General features: G+C 36.3%; 19 protein-coding genes. 10 read left to right on the top strand and 9 right to left on the bottom strand.

Features of this window, described 5'->3' with window-relative positions; genetic code table 11:
• Positions 1 to 3: 3 nt before the first annotated feature.
• The gene (gene fabG / locus ACWNCI_RS16070; RefSeq protein ID WP_449389070.1) at positions 4 to 735 is read right to left on the bottom strand and encodes a 3-oxoacyl-ACP reductase FabG; all 732 of its coding nucleotides are present in this window, start codon (positions 733 to 735) and stop codon (positions 4 to 6) included.
• Between the two features lie 72 nt (positions 736 to 807).
• Entirely contained in the window at positions 808 to 2,328 is a 1,521-nt protein-coding gene (locus ACWNCI_RS16065) for an HAL/PAL/TAL family ammonia-lyase (protein WP_449389069.1), read from the bottom strand.
• Between the two features lie 99 nt (positions 2,329 to 2,427).
• On the opposite strand from ACWNCI_RS16065, the gene ACWNCI_RS16060 reads away from it, so the two are divergent.
• Positions 2,428 to 3,672, top strand: a complete 1,245-nt coding sequence (locus ACWNCI_RS16060) for an NAD(P)/FAD-dependent oxidoreductase (RefSeq protein WP_449389068.1) — start codon at positions 2,428 to 2,430, stop codon at positions 3,670 to 3,672.
• A gap of 34 nt (positions 3,673 to 3,706) precedes the next feature.
• On the opposite strand, the gene ACWNCI_RS16055 is transcribed toward ACWNCI_RS16060, so the two are convergent.
• Positions 3,707 to 4,315, bottom strand: a complete 609-nt coding sequence (locus ACWNCI_RS16055; protein ID WP_346983410.1) for a hypothetical protein — start codon at positions 4,313 to 4,315, stop codon at positions 3,707 to 3,709.
• 33 nt (positions 4,316 to 4,348) lie between these two features.
• Complete coding sequence (locus ACWNCI_RS16050; protein WP_449389067.1) at positions 4,349 to 5,641, bottom strand: phenylacetate--CoA ligase family protein; 1,293 nt, start codon at positions 5,639 to 5,641, stop codon at positions 4,349 to 4,351.
• Positions 5,642 to 6,033: 392 nt separating this feature from the next.
• Between ACWNCI_RS16050 and ileS the strand changes: the two genes are divergently transcribed.
• From ileS to trpS, 7 genes are all read left to right on the top strand, one after another.
• Positions 6,034 to 9,498: an isoleucine--tRNA ligase gene (ileS, locus tag ACWNCI_RS16045; RefSeq protein WP_449389066.1), complete on the top strand. Its 3,465-nt coding sequence runs from the start codon at positions 6,034 to 6,036 to the stop codon at positions 9,496 to 9,498.
• Positions 9,499 to 9,558: 60 nt separating this feature from the next.
• A complete protein-coding gene (locus ACWNCI_RS16040; protein WP_027378898.1) occupies positions 9,559 to 9,939 on the top strand; it encodes a TraR/DksA family transcriptional regulator in 381 nt (126 codons plus the stop codon).
• Between the two features lie 82 nt (positions 9,940 to 10,021).
• Positions 10,022 to 10,267 (top strand): DUF6576 domain-containing protein, encoded by a 246-nt coding sequence (locus tag ACWNCI_RS16035; protein ID WP_346983412.1) that lies wholly within the window; start codon positions 10,022 to 10,024, stop codon positions 10,265 to 10,267.
• 16 nt (positions 10,268 to 10,283) lie between these two features.
• On the top strand, positions 10,284 to 10,475 hold the full coding sequence (locus ACWNCI_RS16030; RefSeq protein ID WP_042720737.1) for a DUF2683 family protein: 192 nt from the start codon (positions 10,284 to 10,286) through the stop codon (positions 10,473 to 10,475).
• Positions 10,475 to 11,113, top strand: coding sequence for a lipoprotein signal peptidase (locus ACWNCI_RS16025; RefSeq protein WP_346983413.1), 639 nt, complete (start codon positions 10,475 to 10,477; stop codon positions 11,111 to 11,113). The genes ACWNCI_RS16030 and ACWNCI_RS16025 overlap by 1 nt, the downstream gene beginning before the upstream one ends.
• Before the next feature lie 15 nt (positions 11,114 to 11,128).
• Entirely contained in the window at positions 11,129 to 11,773 is a 645-nt protein-coding gene (locus tag ACWNCI_RS16020) for a SanA/YdcF family protein (protein ID WP_449389065.1), read from the top strand.
• 283 nt (positions 11,774 to 12,056) lie between these two features.
• On the top strand, positions 12,057 to 13,025 hold the full coding sequence (trpS, locus tag ACWNCI_RS16015) for a tryptophan--tRNA ligase (RefSeq protein ID WP_346983415.1): 969 nt from the start codon (positions 12,057 to 12,059) through the stop codon (positions 13,023 to 13,025).
• A gap of 55 nt (positions 13,026 to 13,080) precedes the next feature.
• On the opposite strand, the gene ACWNCI_RS16010 is transcribed toward trpS, so the two are convergent.
• From ACWNCI_RS16010 to ACWNCI_RS15990, 5 genes are all read right to left on the bottom strand, one after another.
• Positions 13,081 to 13,776 (bottom strand): YjjG family noncanonical pyrimidine nucleotidase, encoded by a 696-nt coding sequence (locus tag ACWNCI_RS16010; RefSeq protein WP_449389064.1) that lies wholly within the window; start codon positions 13,774 to 13,776, stop codon positions 13,081 to 13,083.
• 201 nt (positions 13,777 to 13,977) lie between these two features.
• Positions 13,978 to 14,568 carry an RNA polymerase sigma factor gene (locus tag ACWNCI_RS16005; RefSeq protein WP_346983417.1) on the bottom strand — a complete coding sequence of 197 codons (591 nt, stop codon included), beginning with the start codon at positions 14,566 to 14,568 and terminating at the stop codon, positions 13,978 to 13,980.
• Between the two features lie 195 nt (positions 14,569 to 14,763).
• Positions 14,764 to 15,255, bottom strand: a complete 492-nt coding sequence (locus tag ACWNCI_RS16000; protein ID WP_449389063.1) for a hypothetical protein — start codon at positions 15,253 to 15,255, stop codon at positions 14,764 to 14,766.
• A gap of 91 nt (positions 15,256 to 15,346) precedes the next feature.
• The gene (metK, locus tag ACWNCI_RS15995; protein ID WP_449389062.1) at positions 15,347 to 16,627 is read right to left on the bottom strand and encodes a methionine adenosyltransferase; all 1,281 of its coding nucleotides are present in this window, start codon (positions 16,625 to 16,627) and stop codon (positions 15,347 to 15,349) included.
• A 236-nt stretch (positions 16,628 to 16,863) separates the two neighbouring features.
• On the bottom strand, positions 16,864 to 17,814 hold the full coding sequence (locus ACWNCI_RS15990) for a LysR substrate-binding domain-containing protein (protein WP_449389061.1): 951 nt from the start codon (positions 17,812 to 17,814) through the stop codon (positions 16,864 to 16,866).
• A 132-nt stretch (positions 17,815 to 17,946) separates the two neighbouring features.
• Here ACWNCI_RS15990 and ACWNCI_RS15985 point away from each other — a divergent pair, with 132 nt between their 5' ends.
• Positions 17,947 to 19,434, top strand: coding sequence for a catalase (locus ACWNCI_RS15985; RefSeq protein WP_449389060.1), 1,488 nt, complete (start codon positions 17,947 to 17,949; stop codon positions 19,432 to 19,434).
• Between the two features lie 105 nt (positions 19,435 to 19,539).
• Positions 19,540 to 20,307 (top strand): enoyl-CoA hydratase-related protein, encoded by a 768-nt coding sequence (locus ACWNCI_RS15980; protein WP_449389059.1) that lies wholly within the window; start codon positions 19,540 to 19,542, stop codon positions 20,305 to 20,307.
• The last annotated feature ends 17 nt before the right edge of the window (positions 20,308 to 20,324 follow it).

The following is a 20,324-nucleotide window of genomic DNA, read 5'->3' as shown; positions in this document are numbered from 1 at the left end:
TAATCAAGAATAAATTCCTCCGTTAATATTAATGATTTCCCCTGTAATGTAAGATGATTTTTTAGATGCTAAAAATGCCACTAAATCTGCTACCTCTTCCGCTTCACCGAATCGGTTGGCAGGAATCATTGCTTTTAATTCATCTTCGTTAAATTCCTGCGTCATATCAGTTTTAATGAATCCAGGTGCCACTGCATTGACTGTGATATTTCTTTTTGCCACTTCCTGAGCCAAAGCTTTTGTAACACCGACCAACGCTCCTTTTGCTGCAGAATAATTAGTCTGTCCCGCTGTTCCTTTCACCCCTGAAACAGAAACCATATTGATGATTCTGCCGTATTTATTACGCAACAGTTTTTGAATAAAGAAATTAGTCACATTGAAAAACCCATTTAAACTCGTGTTAATCACCGAGTTCCAGTCTTCACTCTGCATCCACATGAAAAGACCATCTCTTGTGATTCCTGCATTATTTACAATCACTTCAACAATAGCGCCTGAGTTATTTTCCTGCCATTCGTTTAAAATCTTCTGAGTTTCTTCAGCATTTCCTACATCAAATTTCAGAATTTCGCCTGTAGAGCCCAACTCTTCAACTTTAGCCAAAGTTTCCTTTGCTGCAGCTTCATTTGAAGTATAGTTGATCAGAATATGATAATTTTTTTCTTCTGCCAGTTTTATACAGATTGCTCTTCCAATTCCCCGTGAGCCGCCTGTGATGATTGCACATTTCATGTGTTGCTTCTGTTAGTTTTAGTTTTTAAGTATATTTCCTTTTCTTATAAGACAATCAATTTTAGCTAAAAATTACATGGTCTTCAGATATTTTTTCACATCTTCCAAATAAGGATACATTATCATATCATTGGAAAACGCAGGAATGATCTTTCTTATTTCATCATACAATTCGTTTGTTGCCGATGATATTTTATCCTGAAAACCAAGATATTCGATTGCCTGAACAATAGTAATCGCCTCAATCGTTAATACTTCAAAAGCATTTTCGATAACTTTCCTGCAAATTACGGCAGCATTCGTTCCCATGCTTACAATATCCTGATTATCATTATTATTAGGAATACTGTGAACATACATCGGATTTGACAACATCTGGCTTTCCGCTGTCGTGGAAGTTGCCGTAAACTGAACACCCTGCATTCCGAAATTGAAACCTAATTTGCCTAAATTCACAAACGGAGGCAAAATTTCATTAATTTTTGAATTCAAAAGATAATTCAGCTGTCTTTCTGCCAGCATTGTAAGTTTTGTTACCACAATTTTCAGCTTGTCCATTTCAAGGGAAATATAATCGCCGTGGAAGTTTCCTCCATGGTAAACATGCTGATCTTCAACATTAATGATCGGATTATCGTTCGCTGAATTGATCTCGTTTTCCAATACTTTTTCTGTGTACTCCAATGTATCTAAAACAGGACCTAGGATCTGCGGAACACATCGTAAAGAATAATATTCCTGAACTTTTTCTTTGAAAACCTTTTCCTGTTCTTCAAAGTGAGTATATAAATGATCGGCTCTTTTCCTGATTAATTTACTGTCGGATAAATGAGCGCGCATTTTTTCTGCAATTTTCTGCTGTCCTGCATGAAGTTTTGTTCCATTTAAAACTTCAGATAAATGATCATCATACGCCTGAACAATTTCATTAATAGCGCAGGACAACTTAATGGAAATATCAGTTAATTGATTCGCTTTATGAGCATTAACAACACCAATTCCTGACATCACAGATGTTCCGTTCATTAAAGCAAGCCCTTCACGGATTTCAACCTGAATCGGCTGTAAATTTTCAATTTCAAAAACTTCTTTTGTAGATTTTCTTTCACCTTTATAGAAAACTTCGCCTTCTCCAATCAGAACTAAAGCCAGGTGAGCCAGCTGCACTAGATCACCGCTTGCACCGACTCCTCCGTGCTCAAAAATCAATGGCGTAACACCTCTGTTTATTAATTCTTTAAGTAAATTTACAACAGATTGATGAACACCCGATTTTCCAAGAGATAAAGTATTCAACCTTGCGAGCATGCAGGCTTTTACTTCGTCGGTCGGAAGCGGATTTCCGATCCCTGAAGAATGACTTCTTATCAGATTGTACTGAAGCTGATGTGTATCTTCATCGCTGATCTTGAACTGTGCCATCGGCCCAAAACCGGTATTCACACCATATATTACTTTATTTTTTGAAAATTCTTTTAAAAACTGAAAACTTTCATCCACTCTGGCAAGAAGTGTTTCATCCAGTTCTATTTTTTCATTCTCAACAATGATTTTTTTGAAGTCGCTCAGTTCTAAAAAGTTATTTATTTTCATTAATTAAAAGTAATAATAAGATAATTTTGTAATTTATTAATTAATTGTCATTAATTTTGCGGCAAAGATAGAAGTTATTATTAAAATAAAAAATCAAAGATGACCAAAGAATTTGTTGACGTGCTTGTAATTGGCGCCGGACCTTCCGGTTGCGTATCTTCTTCATATTTAAAGAAGAACAACGTCAACGTAAAAGTTGTAGAAAAAACAAAATTTCCAAGGCTGGTTGTCGGGGAAAGCCTTATTCCGCGTGTAATGGATCATTTTGATGAGGCCGGACTTTTTCCTGCGCTTGATAAAATGGGTTTTGAAAAGAAATTGGGAGCACGTTTTTTAAGAGGTGATGAAGTCTGCATTTTTGATTTCAGTAATAAATTCGGGGAAGGCTGGGACTGGACCTGGCAGGTTCCGCGAGCCGATTTTGACAACGTCCTGGCCCAGGAAGTGATCAGAAAAGGAATTGATCTTGAATTTGAAACGGAAGTTATCGGAATTGAATTCAACGGAACGGATTCTGTGACGACAGTAAAAAATAAAGACGGTGAAACTAAAGCGATTCATGCCAAATTTGTGATCGATTCCAGCGGCTACGGAAGAGTTTTACCGAGACTTTTAGATTTGGAAAAGCCTTCAAAACTCTCTCCGCATTCTGCCATTTTCTCTCATGTACAAGACATTAACAGAGAAGAAGGCACAGAAGGAACATTGATCTCTTTTGACATTATTGAAACAGAAGTCTGGCTTTGGGTAATTCCTTTTTCCAATGGAAATACGAGCGTAGGAATTGTTGGCCCGACTGAATTTATTGATAAATTATCCGAAAATGGTGATACAGCAGAAGCGTTGAGGAAAGCCATTTCCCTTTCTGATTATTATGTAAAACGTTTTGGTGATGTAGAGTTTTTATTTGAGCCTAAACATTTAAAAGATTATTCCTGCTCGGTAAAAAAATTATTCGGAGACGGATTTGCCTTAACTGGAAATGCTTCGGAATTCCTGGATCCGGTTTTCTCTTCAGGAATGGCTTTTGCCACGGAATCAGGAATGCTGGCGGCAAAATTAGCTTTAAGACAGCTGAATGGCGAAAAAATCGACTGGCAAAAAGAATACTCCGATTATATTTTATATGGCGTTGATGTATTCACCACCTATGTAAAAGAATGGTACACCGGAAATCTTCAGGAATTATTTTTCCACCAGCCGGAAAACCCTGATGTAAAAAGAAAAATCTGTGCGGTTTTGGCAGGATATGTCTGGGATAAAAAAAATACATTTGTGAGAATACATGATACCGCGATAAAAAATCTTGCAGAATTCATTAAAACAGAAAAACAACAAGCATAAAAAACGGTCTGAGATTTTCAGACCGTTTTTTATTTTATTTTACCGCATTTTTGATTTCTTTTCCCAGATATCTTCCGAGAGATTCATATGCACCAGCAACTCTGCCATATTCCATTACAATCTCTTTATTATTTACAAATCTATCGAATTTATTAAACTCCGCTTCCGCTAAAACATTTGCAGGATTATTGGTTTCAATCAATTTTATTTTCCCCGTAATTTCTGCAGTCATAACCATCATCCCACCGTGCCATCCCGGAAAAACCCAATTGGTCTCCAGTAATATGGTGTATTTCGATGATGGGCTGTCTTTTTTAAAGCTGATATTTTTATACGATTTATTTAAGCCTTTCGTGAAGTAATTAATATATTCTTCATTTTTATATCTTTGCCATTCAGCATTCCACTTTTGCCATCCCACTTCACCTCTCTTAGGATTTGCAAGGACGTCTCTTTTTCTGTTTTCAAGATACTGCTCCTCCGTAACATTTTCTTTCATCATCAGAACGTTCTCGAATTTAAATTCCACATTTACTTCCGTCTGATCTTTCAAAGCGCTAAAACTTCCAGACTTAATTACTATTCTCTGTGCATTGACTACCAAAGCAATTGTTAACGAAAATAGTAAGAATAATTTTTTCATAGTTTATAATTTAAGTTTATTTTGAATGAATATTTATCGTAAATCTATAAATGTTATCGGTTTTCTGCTGTTCGGATTGAAAACAATTTTAGACAAAACATCAAACTCAATAATTTCAATCTTCGGGCTTACTCTTAATTTTGCCCTGAAATGATCTCTCACCTCATTGACAAAAGTTTCCGAATCGCTGTCTGTGCTTATTTTAATGATAATTTCATCCAATCCAATTTCATTCGACTGAATAACGATCTGATAACATAGAATATTGTTGAAATCATTAAGGATATCGTTCATCGCCGGCGGATATAACGTAGTTCCTTTATATTTGATCATTTGCTGCTTTCTTCCAATCACAGGCCCTAGTCTCATCGTTTTTCTTCCGCACGCACAAGGCTCATAATGTGCTTTTACAATATCCCCTGTTTTGAATCTTAATAAAGGAATCGCTTCAACTCCCAGCGTCGTAATAGCTAATTCCCCGCTTTCTCCTTCTTTCACAAGATTCCCATTATCATCAAGAATTTCAGTGATAATTAATTCCGGATGCTGATGTCCTCCGATCTGTTGTTCGCATTCTGTAAATGCCGTGCTCATTTCAGTAGAAGCGTACGTTGAGAAAAGCTTAATATTCCATTTTTCTTTAATTTTCTGTGATAAAATATTATCTGTAAAATCCTGATTTTTGATGCTTTCTCCGATACAAACGGCTCCATAGACACTTGAATTCTGATAATCTATTCCATGTTTTTCGGCGTAATCGATCATTTTTAGTAAAAAAGACGGAACGGTAATCAAATACTTCGGCTTGTATCTGAAAATTGAATCCCACTGCAGTTCCGGAATTCCGGGTCCCATTCTTACCACACTGGCGCCCATTTTTCTCAATCCTAAAAAATAAGCAAGTCCTGCCATGAATCTTTTGTCGATCGTAGTGATCATCTGCACAACATCTCCTTTTACAATCCCTGCACAGGCGAAAGAAATCGCTTCATTATAAGCTAATCTTTCGAGATCATTATCTGATAATCCGAAGGTTACAGGATCACCCAACGTTCCTGAAGTCGTGCTATAGTCAACGATTTTATCTGGCGTAATGCAAAAAAAATCATCGTTATTCTGCTGGATATCATTCTTCGTCGTTGTAGGGATTTTCTGTAAATCTTCCAACGTCCGGATATCCGTAATCCTGATGTTATTTTCTTTGAATAATCTTTGATAAAAAGGAGAATTGCTTTCAAGATAAACCAAAAGCTCCTGAAGTTTTTGCTCCTGAAACTTTTTTATTTCCTGAATGTCTGATCTTTCGATGGATGGATAAAATTCCAATGGTTGTTATTTTTAAAGGACAAATTTATTTAATTAAAATTAATTTTCTCGTGAAGATTTTATTTCCCACAGATTTCACGGGTTTTCACGGATGATTATGTTTAAAAAAACAGCGTAATGTGCGAGATATTATTTTAAGTTTTTATTAAAACCAAATTCAAAATGGTGATTCCAAAAGCAGCTAAAATCAATCATCTGTGAAAATCCGTGAAATCTGTGGGAGAAAAATAATTCAACTTTATAATTTACAATTCATCAAAAATCAATTCCAACATTTATATTTCTGAAACAGAACTTTTTCACTATAAATATCAAAATAAAACATATATTATAAACCGGTAAATTTTAGTAAATTTGCCAACTTAATTAATCAACGATATTGATATATTACAATGAGCCAATTTAAAGAGTACAAAAACCTCAACCTTATTGACGTAGCCGATAACATCGCGGAATTCTGGAAACAGAACAAAACTTTCAATAAAAGTGTTGAGATTCGTGAGGGGCAGCCTGAGTTTGTTTTTTATGAAGGTCCGCCTTCAGCTAACGGAATGCCGGGAATTCACCACGTTATGGCCAGAGCATTAAAGGATATTTTCTGTCGTTATCAGACCCAGAACGGAAAGCAGGTTTTCCGTAAAGCGGGTTGGGACACGCACGGACTTCCGGTAGAGCTTGGTGTGGAAAAAGAATTAGGAATCACTAAAGAAGATATTGGCAATAAAATTTCAATTGAAGATTACAATAAAGCTTGCCGTGAAGCGGTAATGCGTTACACAGACATTTGGAACAACCTTACCGAGAAAATCGGATATTGGGTTGATCTTGATGATCCGTACATCACATACAAATCAAAATATATGGAGACGGTTTGGTGGCTGTTGAAGCAATTGTATGATAAAGGATTATTGTACAAAGGCTACACCATCCAGCCTTATTCTCCAAAAGCGGGAACCGGACTTTCTTCTCACGAAGTTAACCAGCCGGGGGCTTACCGCGATGTTTCTGATACTACCGTTGTGGCACAATTCAAGACATTACCGGAAACATTACCATCATTTTTACAAGGTTTTGGAGATATCCATTTCTTAGCCTGGACGACAACTCCCTGGACGTTGCCTTCTAATACAGCGTTGACGGTAGGTCCGAAAATCGATTATGTTTTAGTTAAAACATTCAATCAATATACTTTTGAAGCGGTAAATGTAGTTTTGGCTAAAGCTTTGGTTGGGAAACAGTTTGCAAAAAAATACAGTGAAGGTACAGAGGAAGATTTCGCAAATTACACTTCAGAAAGTAAAGTAATTCCTTATCAGATTTTAGCCGAATTTAAAGGTGCTGATCTGGTTGGAATTAAATATGAGCAGCTTTTACCATACGCTCTTCCTTACCAAAATCCGGAAAATGCTTTCAGGGTAATTTCAGGAAATTTCGTAACAACGGAAGACGGAACAGGTATCGTTCATACCGCACCTACTTTCGGTGCTGATGATGCGAAAGTGGCTAAAGAAGCAACGCCTGAAGTTCCGCCAATGCTTGTGCTGGATAAAAACGGAAATCCTGTTCCTTTAGTTGATTTACAGGGAAGATTTTTACCTCAGGTAAGTGACGAAATTTACGGTTTTGCGAATGAATATGTAAAAGGAGAATACCTGAGCGATGCAGAAAAGGAGACAGAATTTAAAATTCAAAAAGAAAATCTCAAGTCGATTATTTCAGATTTGAAGACTTATCTTTCTGTAGACGAAAGAATTGCTTTAAAATTAAGAAAAGAAAATAAAGCATTTAAAGTAGAAAAATACGTTCACTCGTATCCGCACAGTTGGAGAACAGATGAGCCGTTATTATATTATCCGCTGGATTCATGGTTTGTAAAAATGACAGCTGTGAAAGACAGACTGGTCGATTTAAACAAAGAAATCAACTGGAAGCCGAAAGCAACAGGAGAAGGTCGTTTTGCCAACTGGCTTGAAAATGTAAACGACTGGAATCTTTCCCGTTCACGATATTGGGGCATTCCGTTGCCGATCTGGAGAACAGATGCTTCGACAGGACAAACTGAAGAAAAAATCATCGGTTCTGTAGAAGAATTATACAACGAAATCGAAAAATCTGTTGAAGCAGGATTGATGAAAGAAAATCCGTTCAAAGGTTTTGTGATTGGGAATATGTCTGAACAGAATTATGCGTTGGTTGACCTACATAAAAATGTAGTTGACAAGGTAATTTTGGTTTCAGATTCAGGAAGACCGATGAAACGTGAAAGTGATCTTATCGATGTTTGGTTTGATTCGGGTGCCATGCCGTATGCACAGCTGCATTATCCTTTTGAAAATAAAGCATTAATTGATACAAATAAAGCATTTCCTGCTGACTTCATCGCGGAAGGCGTTGACCAGACGAGAGGTTGGTTCTACACCCTTCATGCAATCGGAACAGCGGTTTTTGATTCGGTGGCTTATAAAAATGTAATGAGTAACGGACTGGTTCTGGATAAAAACGGACAGAAAATGTCAAAACGTTTAGGAAATGCCGTAGATCCGTTTGAAACACTTGCTGTTTATGGTCCTGATGCAACGCGTTGGTACATGATTTCCAATGCGAATCCTTGGGAAAACCTGAAATTCGACATTGAAGGAATTGATGAAGTGAGAAGAAAATTCTTCGGAACACTGTACAATACCTATTCATTCTTTGCGTTGTACGCGAATGTTGACGGATTCAATTATTCTGAAAAAGAAGTAGAAAACAGACCGGAAATAGACCGATGGATTTTGTCTGAATTAAATTTATTAATTAAGGAAGTTAAAGCATTCTACGAAGATTACGAGCCAACAAGAGTGGCAAGAGCCATCAATACTTTTGTGAACGATAATTTATCAAACTGGTATGTAAGATTATGCAGAAGACGTTTCTGGAAAGGCGATTATTCGGAAGATAAAATCTCAGCTTACCAGACTTTATATACCTGTCTTGAAACAGTTGCAAAATTATCTGCGCCTATCGCTCCGTTCTTTATGGATCAGTTGTATCAGGATCTAAATAAAGTAACAGGAAAAGAAAATGCAGAATCGATCCACCTGACAAACTTCCCGGTTGCTGACGAAAGCCTGATTGACCAGGATCTTGTGGAGAAAACACATTTGGCACAAAGCATTACAAGCATGGTTTTCTCGTTGAGAAAGAAAGAAAATGTAAAAGTTCGTCAGCCGTTACAGAAAGTTTTGATTCCGGTTTTAGACTCGAAAACTGAAGAGCAGATTTCTGCAGTTTCTGAATTAATTAAACAGGAAGTTAATGTTAAGGAATTGCAATTGATCAATGCCGAAGAAGCATCTCATCTTATTATAAAACAGATTAAACCTAACTTTAAAACATTAGGTTCAAGGCTTGGAAAAGATATGAAAGTCGTTGGTAATGAAATCAATAATCTTTCGGCAGAGCAAATTTCATCATTAGAAAAAGAAGGAAAGATTGAAATTCAGGGCTATGAAATTACGATTGAAGATGTAGAAATTTCCACAAAAGATATTCCGGGATGGACGGTAACTTCTGACGGTAAAACAACTGTGGCATTAGATTTGACGTTAACAGACGAGTTAAAATCCGAAGGAATTGCAAGAGAATTTATCAACAGAATTCAGAATCTTAGAAAAGATAAAGATTTTGATCTGACTGACAGGATAAACATCTCCATTGAAGAAAATTCTCCGTTTATCAATGACATCAAGAAAAATGAAGAATATATTTCTTCCGAAGTCTTGTCAAATAAAATAGAAATTGTATCTTCACTTTCAAATTTTAACGAAATCGAAATAGATGAGGTTAATTTTAAGATAAATGTTGAAAAAATTTAACATATAGTTATTGTTTTTCAAATTTCATTTCATAATTTTATTAAAAAAGAGAAAATGATTATGTCAGACGAAAGAGTAAGATACAGTGATGCTGATTTACAAGAATTTAAAGCAATCATTAAAGAAAAAATAGAAAAAGCGGAAAACGATCTTAAGCTGATCAGAGAGAGTTTCATTAACGACCAGAATAATGGCACTGATGATACTTCACCAACATTTAAGGCGTTTGAAGAAGGTGCTGAAACATTAAGCAAAGAACAGAATTCTATTTTGGCAGGAAGACAGGAAAAATTCGTCCGTGATCTTAAGAATGCTCTTATAAGAATTGAAAACAAAACGTACGGTGTCTGCAGAGTAACCGGAAAGCTAATTCCGAAAGAAAGACTTCTGGCTGTTCCTCATGCTACGCTAAGCATCGAAGCGAAAAATATGCAGAAATAACCGAAAGGTTTATCAAAATAAATTTGGGTTTATATTGTATTTTTGAAAAATACTTTATAAACCTAATTTTTAGTATATATCCATGAGCGAATTGTTAATTGTAATTATCATTATTGTTGTCGCTGTAGCTTTTTTTAATAAAGAGAGAATCAGGAAAAGATTCTTTTCCGAAAGACACACCAACTACACGATTGATGATCAGTTCAATTCTGATAAACGCGAACGGGAAAAAGAAATAGACCGGCTTTTAAGCAAAATGGGCAAAAACGGAATCAACGATCTGTCACCCAAAGAAAGAAAAAAGCTTGATGAGCTGTCCAAAAAATAATTTAAATTAAAAAAAAATGGAATCCATTATTGTACATACTAAAAATGCAATGGAACTGAACGCATTGAAAAGCGTTTTAAAAGAAATGAACATTAAGTTCGAGAAATTCCATACCAAGAATACGCATCACAACGAAAAAACGATCAAAAAGATCGTTGATAAGAAAAACGAAAAAATAGGGAAATCTACAAAACCCAAAGGATTGTAATGAAAAAGATAGTATTTGTAACCTTTCTTATTTTACTGATCGATCAGATATCAAAAATCTATATAAAAACGCATTTTGAACTGAATGACAGTGTTTCTGTTTTCCCGGGCTTCCGACTTACTTTTGTAGAAAATCCGGGGATGGCCTACGGTCTTCATTTCGGAGGTATTATCGGTAAATATTTCCTGGTTATCGTAAGGGTTTTCCTGATTGGAGGAATGATTTATTTATTTAAAAAATGGTTACAGAGAGGAGAATCCAATTATCTTCTTATTCCGATGGCTATGATCTTCGCAGGAGCAATCGGCAATCTTATCGACGGAATGTTTTACGGTTTGATTTTCGACAGCGGAATGGTTTATGATGAAAGTGTCAATCAATGGATTGGCTATGGAGGAGTTTCTAAATTTGTTCCATTCGGACAGGGATATTCCTCATTTATGAAGGGCTGCGTTGTAGATATGCTGCATTTTCCTCTGGTAGACTGGAACGTTCCTGAAAGCTGGCCTTTAATCGGCGGAAAACATATTGAGTTTTTTAAATATATCTTCAATGTGGCAGACTCGGCCATTACAGTTGGAGCTGCTTTATTGCTGATTTTCAGAAAAAAAGCTTTCCCGAACGGCTTGGAATTTTAAAGAAATTTTCATTCAATGAAAAAAATAATCAAAAATATTTTTAAAATTTTCCTGCTTCTCTTTGTGGCAGGAATTATTTTTATTGCCTGGGCCAATTACAGCATTAAGACAAGCAGTGATCCATTTACTTCTTACAAGACGGCAGATCTACCGGCAGTCAAAACAGCATTGCTTTTGGGAACCAGTAAGACTCTCAATAACGGTTTTCCAAATGCCTATTTCTACAACAGGATCAACGCTGCTGTAGAATTATATAAAAGCGGAAAAGTACATTACATTATCGTAAGCGGAGACAACAGCCGTAAAGACTACAACGAGCCCGAAGATATGCAGTTCGCCTTAATGGAACATGGAGTTCCCAAGGACAAAATCTTTCTGGATTTTGCGGGTTTCAGAACATTGGATTCTGTGGTAAGGGCGAAAGAAATTTTCGGGCAAAATAAAGTAATAATTGTTTCCCAGAAATTCCATAATGAAAGAGCCGTATTCCTTGCCAGGAAATACGGAATGGAAGCTTTCGGGTTTAATGCTGAAGATGTGAATAAATACGCCGGACTCAAAACCAATATGCGAGAATATCTGGCTAAAGCAAAAGCCTATTGGGATCTTATTTTTGGTATCGAACCGAAATTTGGAGGAGACAAAGTTTTGATTCCTTGATTTCTCCAGGGTGATTTTTTTAACGCAGAGTTTATATTGAATGATGAAAATTCAAGTGAGCAAAGGCGAATCAACAAATTGATTTGATGAAGCTGTCGTATTTCAAGCTTTGCGCAGCAAATTTACTTGCCTTCTTTTCTAAAAATAGCAGACTTTAAATAAAATCTTTGTGTTTAAATTAATTTTTAAAACAAGATAAATATAATCATCTATGTAAATCTGCGCGATCTGTGGGAGAAATCCCTAAATTTGCAAATCATTAATTTTAAATAAATTTTTAACAATGTCAAGAATTCTTACCGGCATTCAAGCCACCGGAACACCGCACTTGGGAAACCTTTTGGGTGCTATTATTCCTGCAATTGAGCTATCAAAGCAGGAAGGAAATGAATCTTTTTTATTTATCGCCAATCTTCATTCTCTCACACAGATTAAAGATGCGAAAGAGCTGAAACAAAATACCTACGAAATTGCTGCGGCTTGGCTTGCTTGTGGGCTGGATACCGAAAAAACATACTTTTACAGACAGAGCGACATCCCTGAAACCTGTGAACTTTCTTGGCATTTATCATGTTTTTTTCCATACCAAAGATTGACATTAGCACATTCATTCAAAGATAAAGCGGATCGATTACAGGACGTGAATGCAGGTTTATTTACCTATCCTATTTTAATGGCTGCTGATATTTTATTGTATGACGCAGAAATCGTTCCGGTAGGAAAAGACCAGCTCCAGCATTTGGAAATTGCAAGAGATGTAGCTTCAAGATTTAATAACCAGATGGGTGAAGTGTTTGTGCTGCCTCAATCTGAACTTCAGGAAAACACAAAGTACGTTCCCGGAATCGATGGCCACAAAATGTCTAAATCGAGAGGAAATATCATCAATATTTTTTTACCTGAAAAAGAACTGAAAAAACAGGTAATGAGCATCGAAACCGATTCTAAATCTCTTGAAGAACCGAAAGATCCTGAAACGGATAAAGTATTTGCTATCTATCAATTAATTGCCACACCTGCACAAACTGAAGAACTGAGAGCAAAATATCTAGCCGGAAACTTCGGTTATGGCCACGCGAAAAAAGAGCTTTTAGATCTCATCCTGACACGATTTGAAAAGGAAAGAGAACTGTTCTCTTATTATATGAACAATCCTGAGGAATTGGAAGCCAAACTTCAGGAAGGAGCCGCAAAAACAAGAGTCATTGCAACCGAGACCATTAAAAGAGTACGAGGAAGTTTAGGTCTATAATATTTTAAGCTTAATAATATAGTTTCGGCGGCACCTTCGGTGCCGCCGAAACTATTTATAAATACTCTTTAATCTGAAGAAGATGTTGTATGACTTTCATTCCTTCTTCCTTTCTGTTTTCCTTTAAAGCATCAAAGAAAATAACATCCATCCCAAAATTCTGTGCGCCTGTAACATCTGCGATCCAGTCGTCTCCGATCAGAATACTGTTTTCTTTTTGAGCACCGGAAAGGCTTAGTGAATATTCAAAAATTTCAGGACGTGGTTTTCTGACACCGACGGCATCTGCACTGGTAATGGTCTGGAAATATTTGTCGATTCCGGATAAAATACATTTTCGTTCCGTGACTTCTTTGAAACCATTCGAAATAATATGTAATATGTAATTTTTAGCCTTAAGATAATCTAAAATATACGTTGTACCTTCTACCAATTCATTATGATTGAGAATTTTATCCAAGAAATGCTCTTCAAAATACATCGATAACTTTTCGTCATCTACGTTGAAATGTTTAAAGGTATCATAAAAACGATGCTTTCTTAAATATTCTTTATCGATAATTCCATCTCGTATATCTTCCCAGAGTTTCTCATTAATTCCATGATAAACGGAATGAAACTGTTCAAAACCGATCGTATATTTTAAAGTGATTTCTTCTTTTTCAAAGAGTTCTTTGATCGTCAGATAGGCATTTCTGCGGTGATCCCAAAGCGTATTGTCGAGATCAAAAAAAATGTGCTGAATTTTCATACAGCACAAAATTAATTTTAATTTTTGGAAATCGGATAATTCTTACTCTTGGTTTTTATAACCTCAAGATTCTTCGAAAAGTTGAGTAGAAACTCAATTGTTTGCTTTTTTGGTTTCAAAGTTTTCACTTTTAAGGAATCATTTTTTCTCATAGGCGATTAAATGTTTTTCCTTAAAACGAGAATTTTCCGAAATTATTATCTATCGTGTCAAGACAATATTATTTTCATCCATGATTTTTCTCAGGTTGATGAGCGCGTAACGTACTCTTCCCAATGTGGTATTGATGCTCATATCCGTATGATCAGCGATTTCTTTAAAACTTAACCCGTCAAAAAATCTTAATTTAATCACTTCCTGCTGATTTTCAGGCAGAAATTGAAGCATTCGTAAAAGATCTTCCTGGATCTGATTGGTCACCAGCTGATCTTCAATGTTTTCGGAAGGCTCTTTCAGGAGATCAAAAATAGAATATTCATCCGTTTCAAAAGTTGTTTCTGAAACTTTAATATTTTTTGCTTTTGCTCTGAAATGGTCTATGATAAGATTATGGGCGATCCTTTTTGCCCACAGAATAAATTTTCCTTCTTCGTTGTAGCGTCCTTCTTTTAGCATCACGATAATTTTCATAAAAGTATCCTGAAAAACATCGTTTGCCAGATCTTCATCATTAATTTTGTAAAAAATGAATGTAAACAGTTCTCTCTGATGGCGGTGAATAAGGGTAGACAACGCCTCTTCGTCTCCTTTTTGATAAAGGGAAATTAGTAAACTATCCGATTTTGATTTCATAACTCTTCTCAATACTATTTTTGCTGATAAAACACTTTCCAGATTTTTTACCTGGCTTCAGCTGTAAATACAAAACAATTCTTCAGAGTAAAGTCCAATCAATAGGCGGATACAATTTTTAATGATGTAAATATAATAATTTTTTAATAACTGTTAACCTATTATTAAATTTTTAAGAGAAAAATTTAAAAAAAATCATTTAAACATGTCGTGAATGAATGCAGTAGGGATATTTAGTGTAAAATTAATATTCAGTCCTTTCAATTCTTTGCCGTTGATTCCGCTGTCTCCTACCGGAAAAGCATACCCTCCTGTCAGATCAAGCATCCCGAAAAGGGTAATGCCAATTTTTGGGGCAACATATTTATTGGTACCTTCAGCCCCAATCAGGAAATAATAAGAATGATAAAAGTCTACATTTTTCTGAAAATTAAGCAAAACATCCGCAGAGACTTTCGGCATAATGGCAAACTTTGAATTGGCAGAACCCATTAATGCAGAGGCTCCCAATCTATAGATTACATCGTCATTTTTGAGAAAAAGCAGCTTTCCGCCTGCCTCACCAAAGCTCTGGTTTTGATAGGTATATCCTACGGTTATCATTTTATGCACTGTTAACTGCGCTTTGAAAAAAGTGCTTAGAAAAAATAAGGCAAGGATCGTTATAGCAAATTGTGCTTTATTCATGTTCTGTTCTATTTTCTATTTATATGTAAAATTAAAAAAAACTGCCTTACCTGAAAGATAAAGCAGTCATTTGATGGTATAAGTTTAAAAATTAAATCCCAAAAGCGGCTTTAATTTCATCAACTTTATCTAATTTTTCCCAGGTAAAGAACTCCAAGCCAGTAACGGTAAGTTCATTCTTTTGCCCTTTATTAAACGTTTTATCAGCTACATAATGCTCTCTTCCCATGTGTCCGTAAGAAGCTGTTTCCTGATAAATTGGATTCCTCAACTTCAGATTTTGCTCAATAGCGTAAGGTCTTAGGTCAAAAATTTCAGAAACTTTTTTGGCAATGTCTCCGTCATGAAGTCCAACCTTAGCTGTTCCGTATGTATTAATGTATAATCCGCAAGGCTCGGCAACACCGATAGCATAAGAAACCTGTACCAAGACTTCATCTGCCACACCCGCAGCAACTAAGTTTTTAGCAATATGTCTTGTCGCATATGCAGCACTTCTGTCAACTTTTGACGGATCTTTTCCTGAGAAAGCACCACCACCGTGAGCACCTTTTCCACCGTAAGTATCAACGATGATCTTTCTTCCTGTAAGACCCGTATCACCGTGAGGACCTCCAATTACAAATTTTCCGGTAGGATTGATGTGATATTTAATCTGATCATTAAACAAGGCTTTGATTTCATCAGACTGTAAAGCCACAACTCTTGGAATCAGAATATTTTTAATGTCTTCTCTGATTTTGTTCAGCATTTCTTCTTCAGATCCGAAATCATCATGCTGGGTAGAAACTACGATAGAATCTATTCTTACCGGTTTATGGTCATCAGAATATTCAATCGTCACCTGGCTTTTTGCATCCGGACGAAGATATTTGATCTCAGCATCTTCTCTTCTCAGAGCAGAAAGTTCTTTAAGGATAGTATGGGCAAGATCAAGTGCCAAAGGCATATAATTCGCCGTCTCATTCGTTGCATAACCAAACATCATTCCCTGGTCGCCTGCTCCCTGTGCATTAGCCTTAGCTTCGAAAGATCCGTCTTCTACCGCTCTGTCAACACCTTGGTTGATGTCGGGAGACTGCTCATGAATCGCCGAAATCACACCACAAGAATCGCCATTAAACATATATTCTCCTTTCGTATATCCGATTCCGTTAATCACTTCTCTGGCAATAGTCTGCACATCAAGATAAGCGTCAGATTTTACCTCACCTGCAAGCACCACCTGTCCTGTCGTAACAAGCGTTTCACAAGCCACTTTTGAAGATTTATCATACGCTAAAAAATGATCGATTAATGCATCAGAGATCTGATCGGCAACTTTATCCGGATGTCCTTCTGAAACGGATTCAGACGTAAATAAATAAGACATATTATTCTATTTGTTTTAAGATTAAAATTCACGAGAAAAAATAAGAATAATTGTCGGAAAGGCTAAAAAGAAAAACTGTTTTAGCATTTTTTTAAAGAGGTTGCAATCAGGTCAAATTTTTCCTCGTTCGTAAACGTGGGCAAATTTAAGTACTATTTTTTTAATACTCAAATTTTTGTTTACTAATTATAATTTTCTTGAAATTAACGGTTTATCAAATCTTTAATAATAAAAAACTATTGTGGTTTTATGCTTACGAATTCTTTTGGATTTTCGTTGTAATTAAGTTTTTTCTCTAATGAAGTTCTGATAGAATGTGATAATTCATCAATGATTTTTTGCTTAAATGTCGGCTTATAATAAATAATGCTGATTTCTCTGTATGGAAAAGGTTTTTTGAACCTGAAAACATTTTCTTTCTGTTGCTCCGACAGCTGGCTTAATGCAAGTTCCGGCAAAATACTGATTCCGCCAACTTTATCTACCATGTGAACCAACGTCTGAATATTGGAAGCAAGGAAATCAAGATTCTTCGGTTTCAGTGTATTTTCTTTTAAATGACAGATATTTTCAAACTGATTTCTCAGGCAGTTTCCTTCCTCAAGCAACCATACTTTCTCTACATTCAGATCTTCAGGAACGACATACGTATTTTTCTTGTTTGCCTCCGTATCAGAGCTGTAAATCATCAGTTCTTCATTAAAAAGAAAATCCTGATAAAACTCATCTGCAGAGTCGTAAGGGGTTGAAATAATTCCCGCATCAAGCTCTCCCGCTTTTAAAGCCTTAATGATATTATCCGTTGTCATTTCCTTCACATTCATCTGAATTTTCGGATTATCTTCCAGAAATTTGAATATTTCAGTCGGCAGAATGAAAGAAGATACTGTAGGAATAATTCCTATATTAATAGTTCCTCCTAAAATATTATTTAGAAGATTGGCTTTATTTTTAAGTTCATTGACAGATTCTATAATCACCTTGGCCTGATCGATGATCTGAAGGCCTACATCCGTTGTACGGATAGGATGTGTAGTCCTGTCGAAAACCTTTACATCCAGTTCATCTTCAAATTTCTGTATCATTGCACTTAACGTAGGCTGAGTAATAAAGCATGCCTGAGCCGCTTTGCCAAAATGTTTATACTTATCTACAGCGATAAGATATTCCAATTGCTGAATGTTCATCTGATTAATATTATCTATTACAAAGATAAAATGTTTTTGGTATTTGTAATTAAAAATTAGAGTAAATTTGATATTTAATACGTCATTATAAACTGATTCGAGATCAATATCAGCAAAACAAATCATAAGTATATGGATTCTAAAAAATTAACGTTAAGCAATGGCGCTCCCTACTATGAGCATCAGGATTCGCAAACAGTAGGCCCGAGAGGTCCGGTATTATTGCAAGATTTCGTTTTACAGGAAAATCTTGCCCATTTTGTAAGAGAAAGAATCCCTGAAAGAATTGTTCATGCTAAAGGAACCGGCGCTTACGGAACATTCACGGTAACGCACGATATCAGCCAATATACAAAAGCAAAATTATTTTCAAAAGTCGGAAACTCGTGCAGAATGTTTGCCCGTTTTTCTACAGTTGGAGGCGAAAAAGGAAGCGCCGATACAGCGAGGGACCCAAGAGGATTTGCTTTGAAATTTTATACCGAAGACGGAAACTGGGACCTGGTGGGAAACAACACACCGGTTTTCTTTATTAAAGATGCTAAAAAATTCCCTGATTTTATCCACACTCAAAAAAGAGTTCCCAAAACCAATCTGAAAAGTGCCACCATGATGTGGGACTTCTGGAGCCTTAATCCCGAATCTCTTCACCAGGTACTTATCTTAATGTCAGACAGAGGAACCCCTTACGGATACCGTCATATGCACGGTTTCGGATCTCATACGTTTTCGATGATTAATGATAAAAATGAAAGAGTATGGGTAAAATTCCATTTAAAAACAAAACAGGGAATCAAGAATTTCACGGATGAAGATGCGGTAAAAATGGCAGGTGAAAATCCTGATTTTGCTCAGGAGGATCTATGCAATGCCATTGAGGAAGGGAATTTCCCGAAATGGGCCATGTACATCCAGGTAATGACGGAAGAGCAGGCCAGAGATTTCAGATGGAACCCTTTTGATATTACTAAAGTATGGTTTCAGGGAGATTTTCCTTTAATTGAAGTTGGAGAAATGGAATTAAATGAAGTTCCCGTCAACTACTTTGCTCATGTAGAGCAATCTACTTTTTCGCCAAGCAATTTGATCAACGGAATCAGTTTTTCTCCTGATAAAATGCTTCAGGGAAGATTATTCTCTTATCCTGATGCCCACCGATACAGAGTAGGCGTTAATGCTCATCATCTGGAAGTAAACAGATGCCCTTTTGCAGTAAATAATTATCAGAGAGACGGATTCATGGCAGATTCCAGCCATTATCAGGACAAACCGAATTATCATCCGAATAGTTTTGATGATATTAAACCAGACGCATCTTATAAAAACTATGAGTATGAGCTGGACAGTGCTCATGTCGCTAACTACGGCAGAAATGAAAATGATGACGATCATTATACCCAGCCGGGATTACTTTATTCAAAAGCGATGAATCAGGAAGACAGACAAAATCTTGTCAACAATATTGTGGGAAGTATGAAAGGAATAACAGGACCAAAAAAAGACGAAATCATCAACCGACAGCTCTGCCATTTTTTCAGGGCCAATATTGAACTGGGCATGAAAGTTGCCACACAGCTGAGCGTGGTTATTGATCCTAATATGATGAATCATTCCAAATAAGCATCTCAAACAGTAATTTGAATCAAAAGGAAAAAAAGTCAATATTTTTTCCTTTTTTTTACAAAAAATTTATAATTTGCACAGAATAATATTTTAAAGTGGAAAATGAGTTACGAAAATATATTATTAAATAAGGAGGATAAAATCTCTGTTATTACGATAAACCGTCCTGAAAGTTTAAATGCATTAAATGCCAAAACCATCAGCGAAATAAGTTCAGCTTTGGAAGAATTGAACTCTGACACAAACTGCAGAGTAATCATTCTTACAGGAAGCGGCGAAAAATCTTTCGTTGCGGGAGCCGACATTAAAGAATTCAGTGATTTTGGACAGGAAAAAGCAGAAGAACTTGCCAGAAACGGGCAAAACTCATTATTCAACAAAATAGAAAATATGACCAAGCCGGTAATTGCAGCCATAAATGGCTTTGCATTAGGTGGTGGTCTGGAGCTTGCCATGGCATGCCACATCAGATACGCATCGGAGAATGCTAAACTCGGGCTTCCTGAGGTAACGTTAGGGTTAATTCCCGGTTACGGAGGAACCCAAAGACTTCCGAAGCTTGTAGGAAAAGGTATGGCCAACGAAATGATCTTCTCTGCCAAAATGATTCCCGCTCAGAGAGCAAAGGAAATCGGGCTGGTGAATGAAGTGTACCCCATTGAAGAATTATTAACCAAGACACAAGAATTAGCAAGTACTATTGCCCGCAATTCCCCAATGGCAATATCCAAAGCAATTCATGCTGTTAACCTGTCGGATACAGACAAAGGTTTTGAAACCGAGATCAGATATTTCGGAGAGCTTTTTGACCTGGACGATAAAAAAGAAGGAGTTTCCGCTTTTTTAGAAAAGAGAAAACCTAACTTCTGACCTTTACTTTACCCTTA

This window comes from Chryseobacterium lineare, from assembly GCF_977014045.1.
Note: the sequence above shows the minus strand (reverse complement) of the source record. Positions and strands in the feature narration are given on the sequence as shown.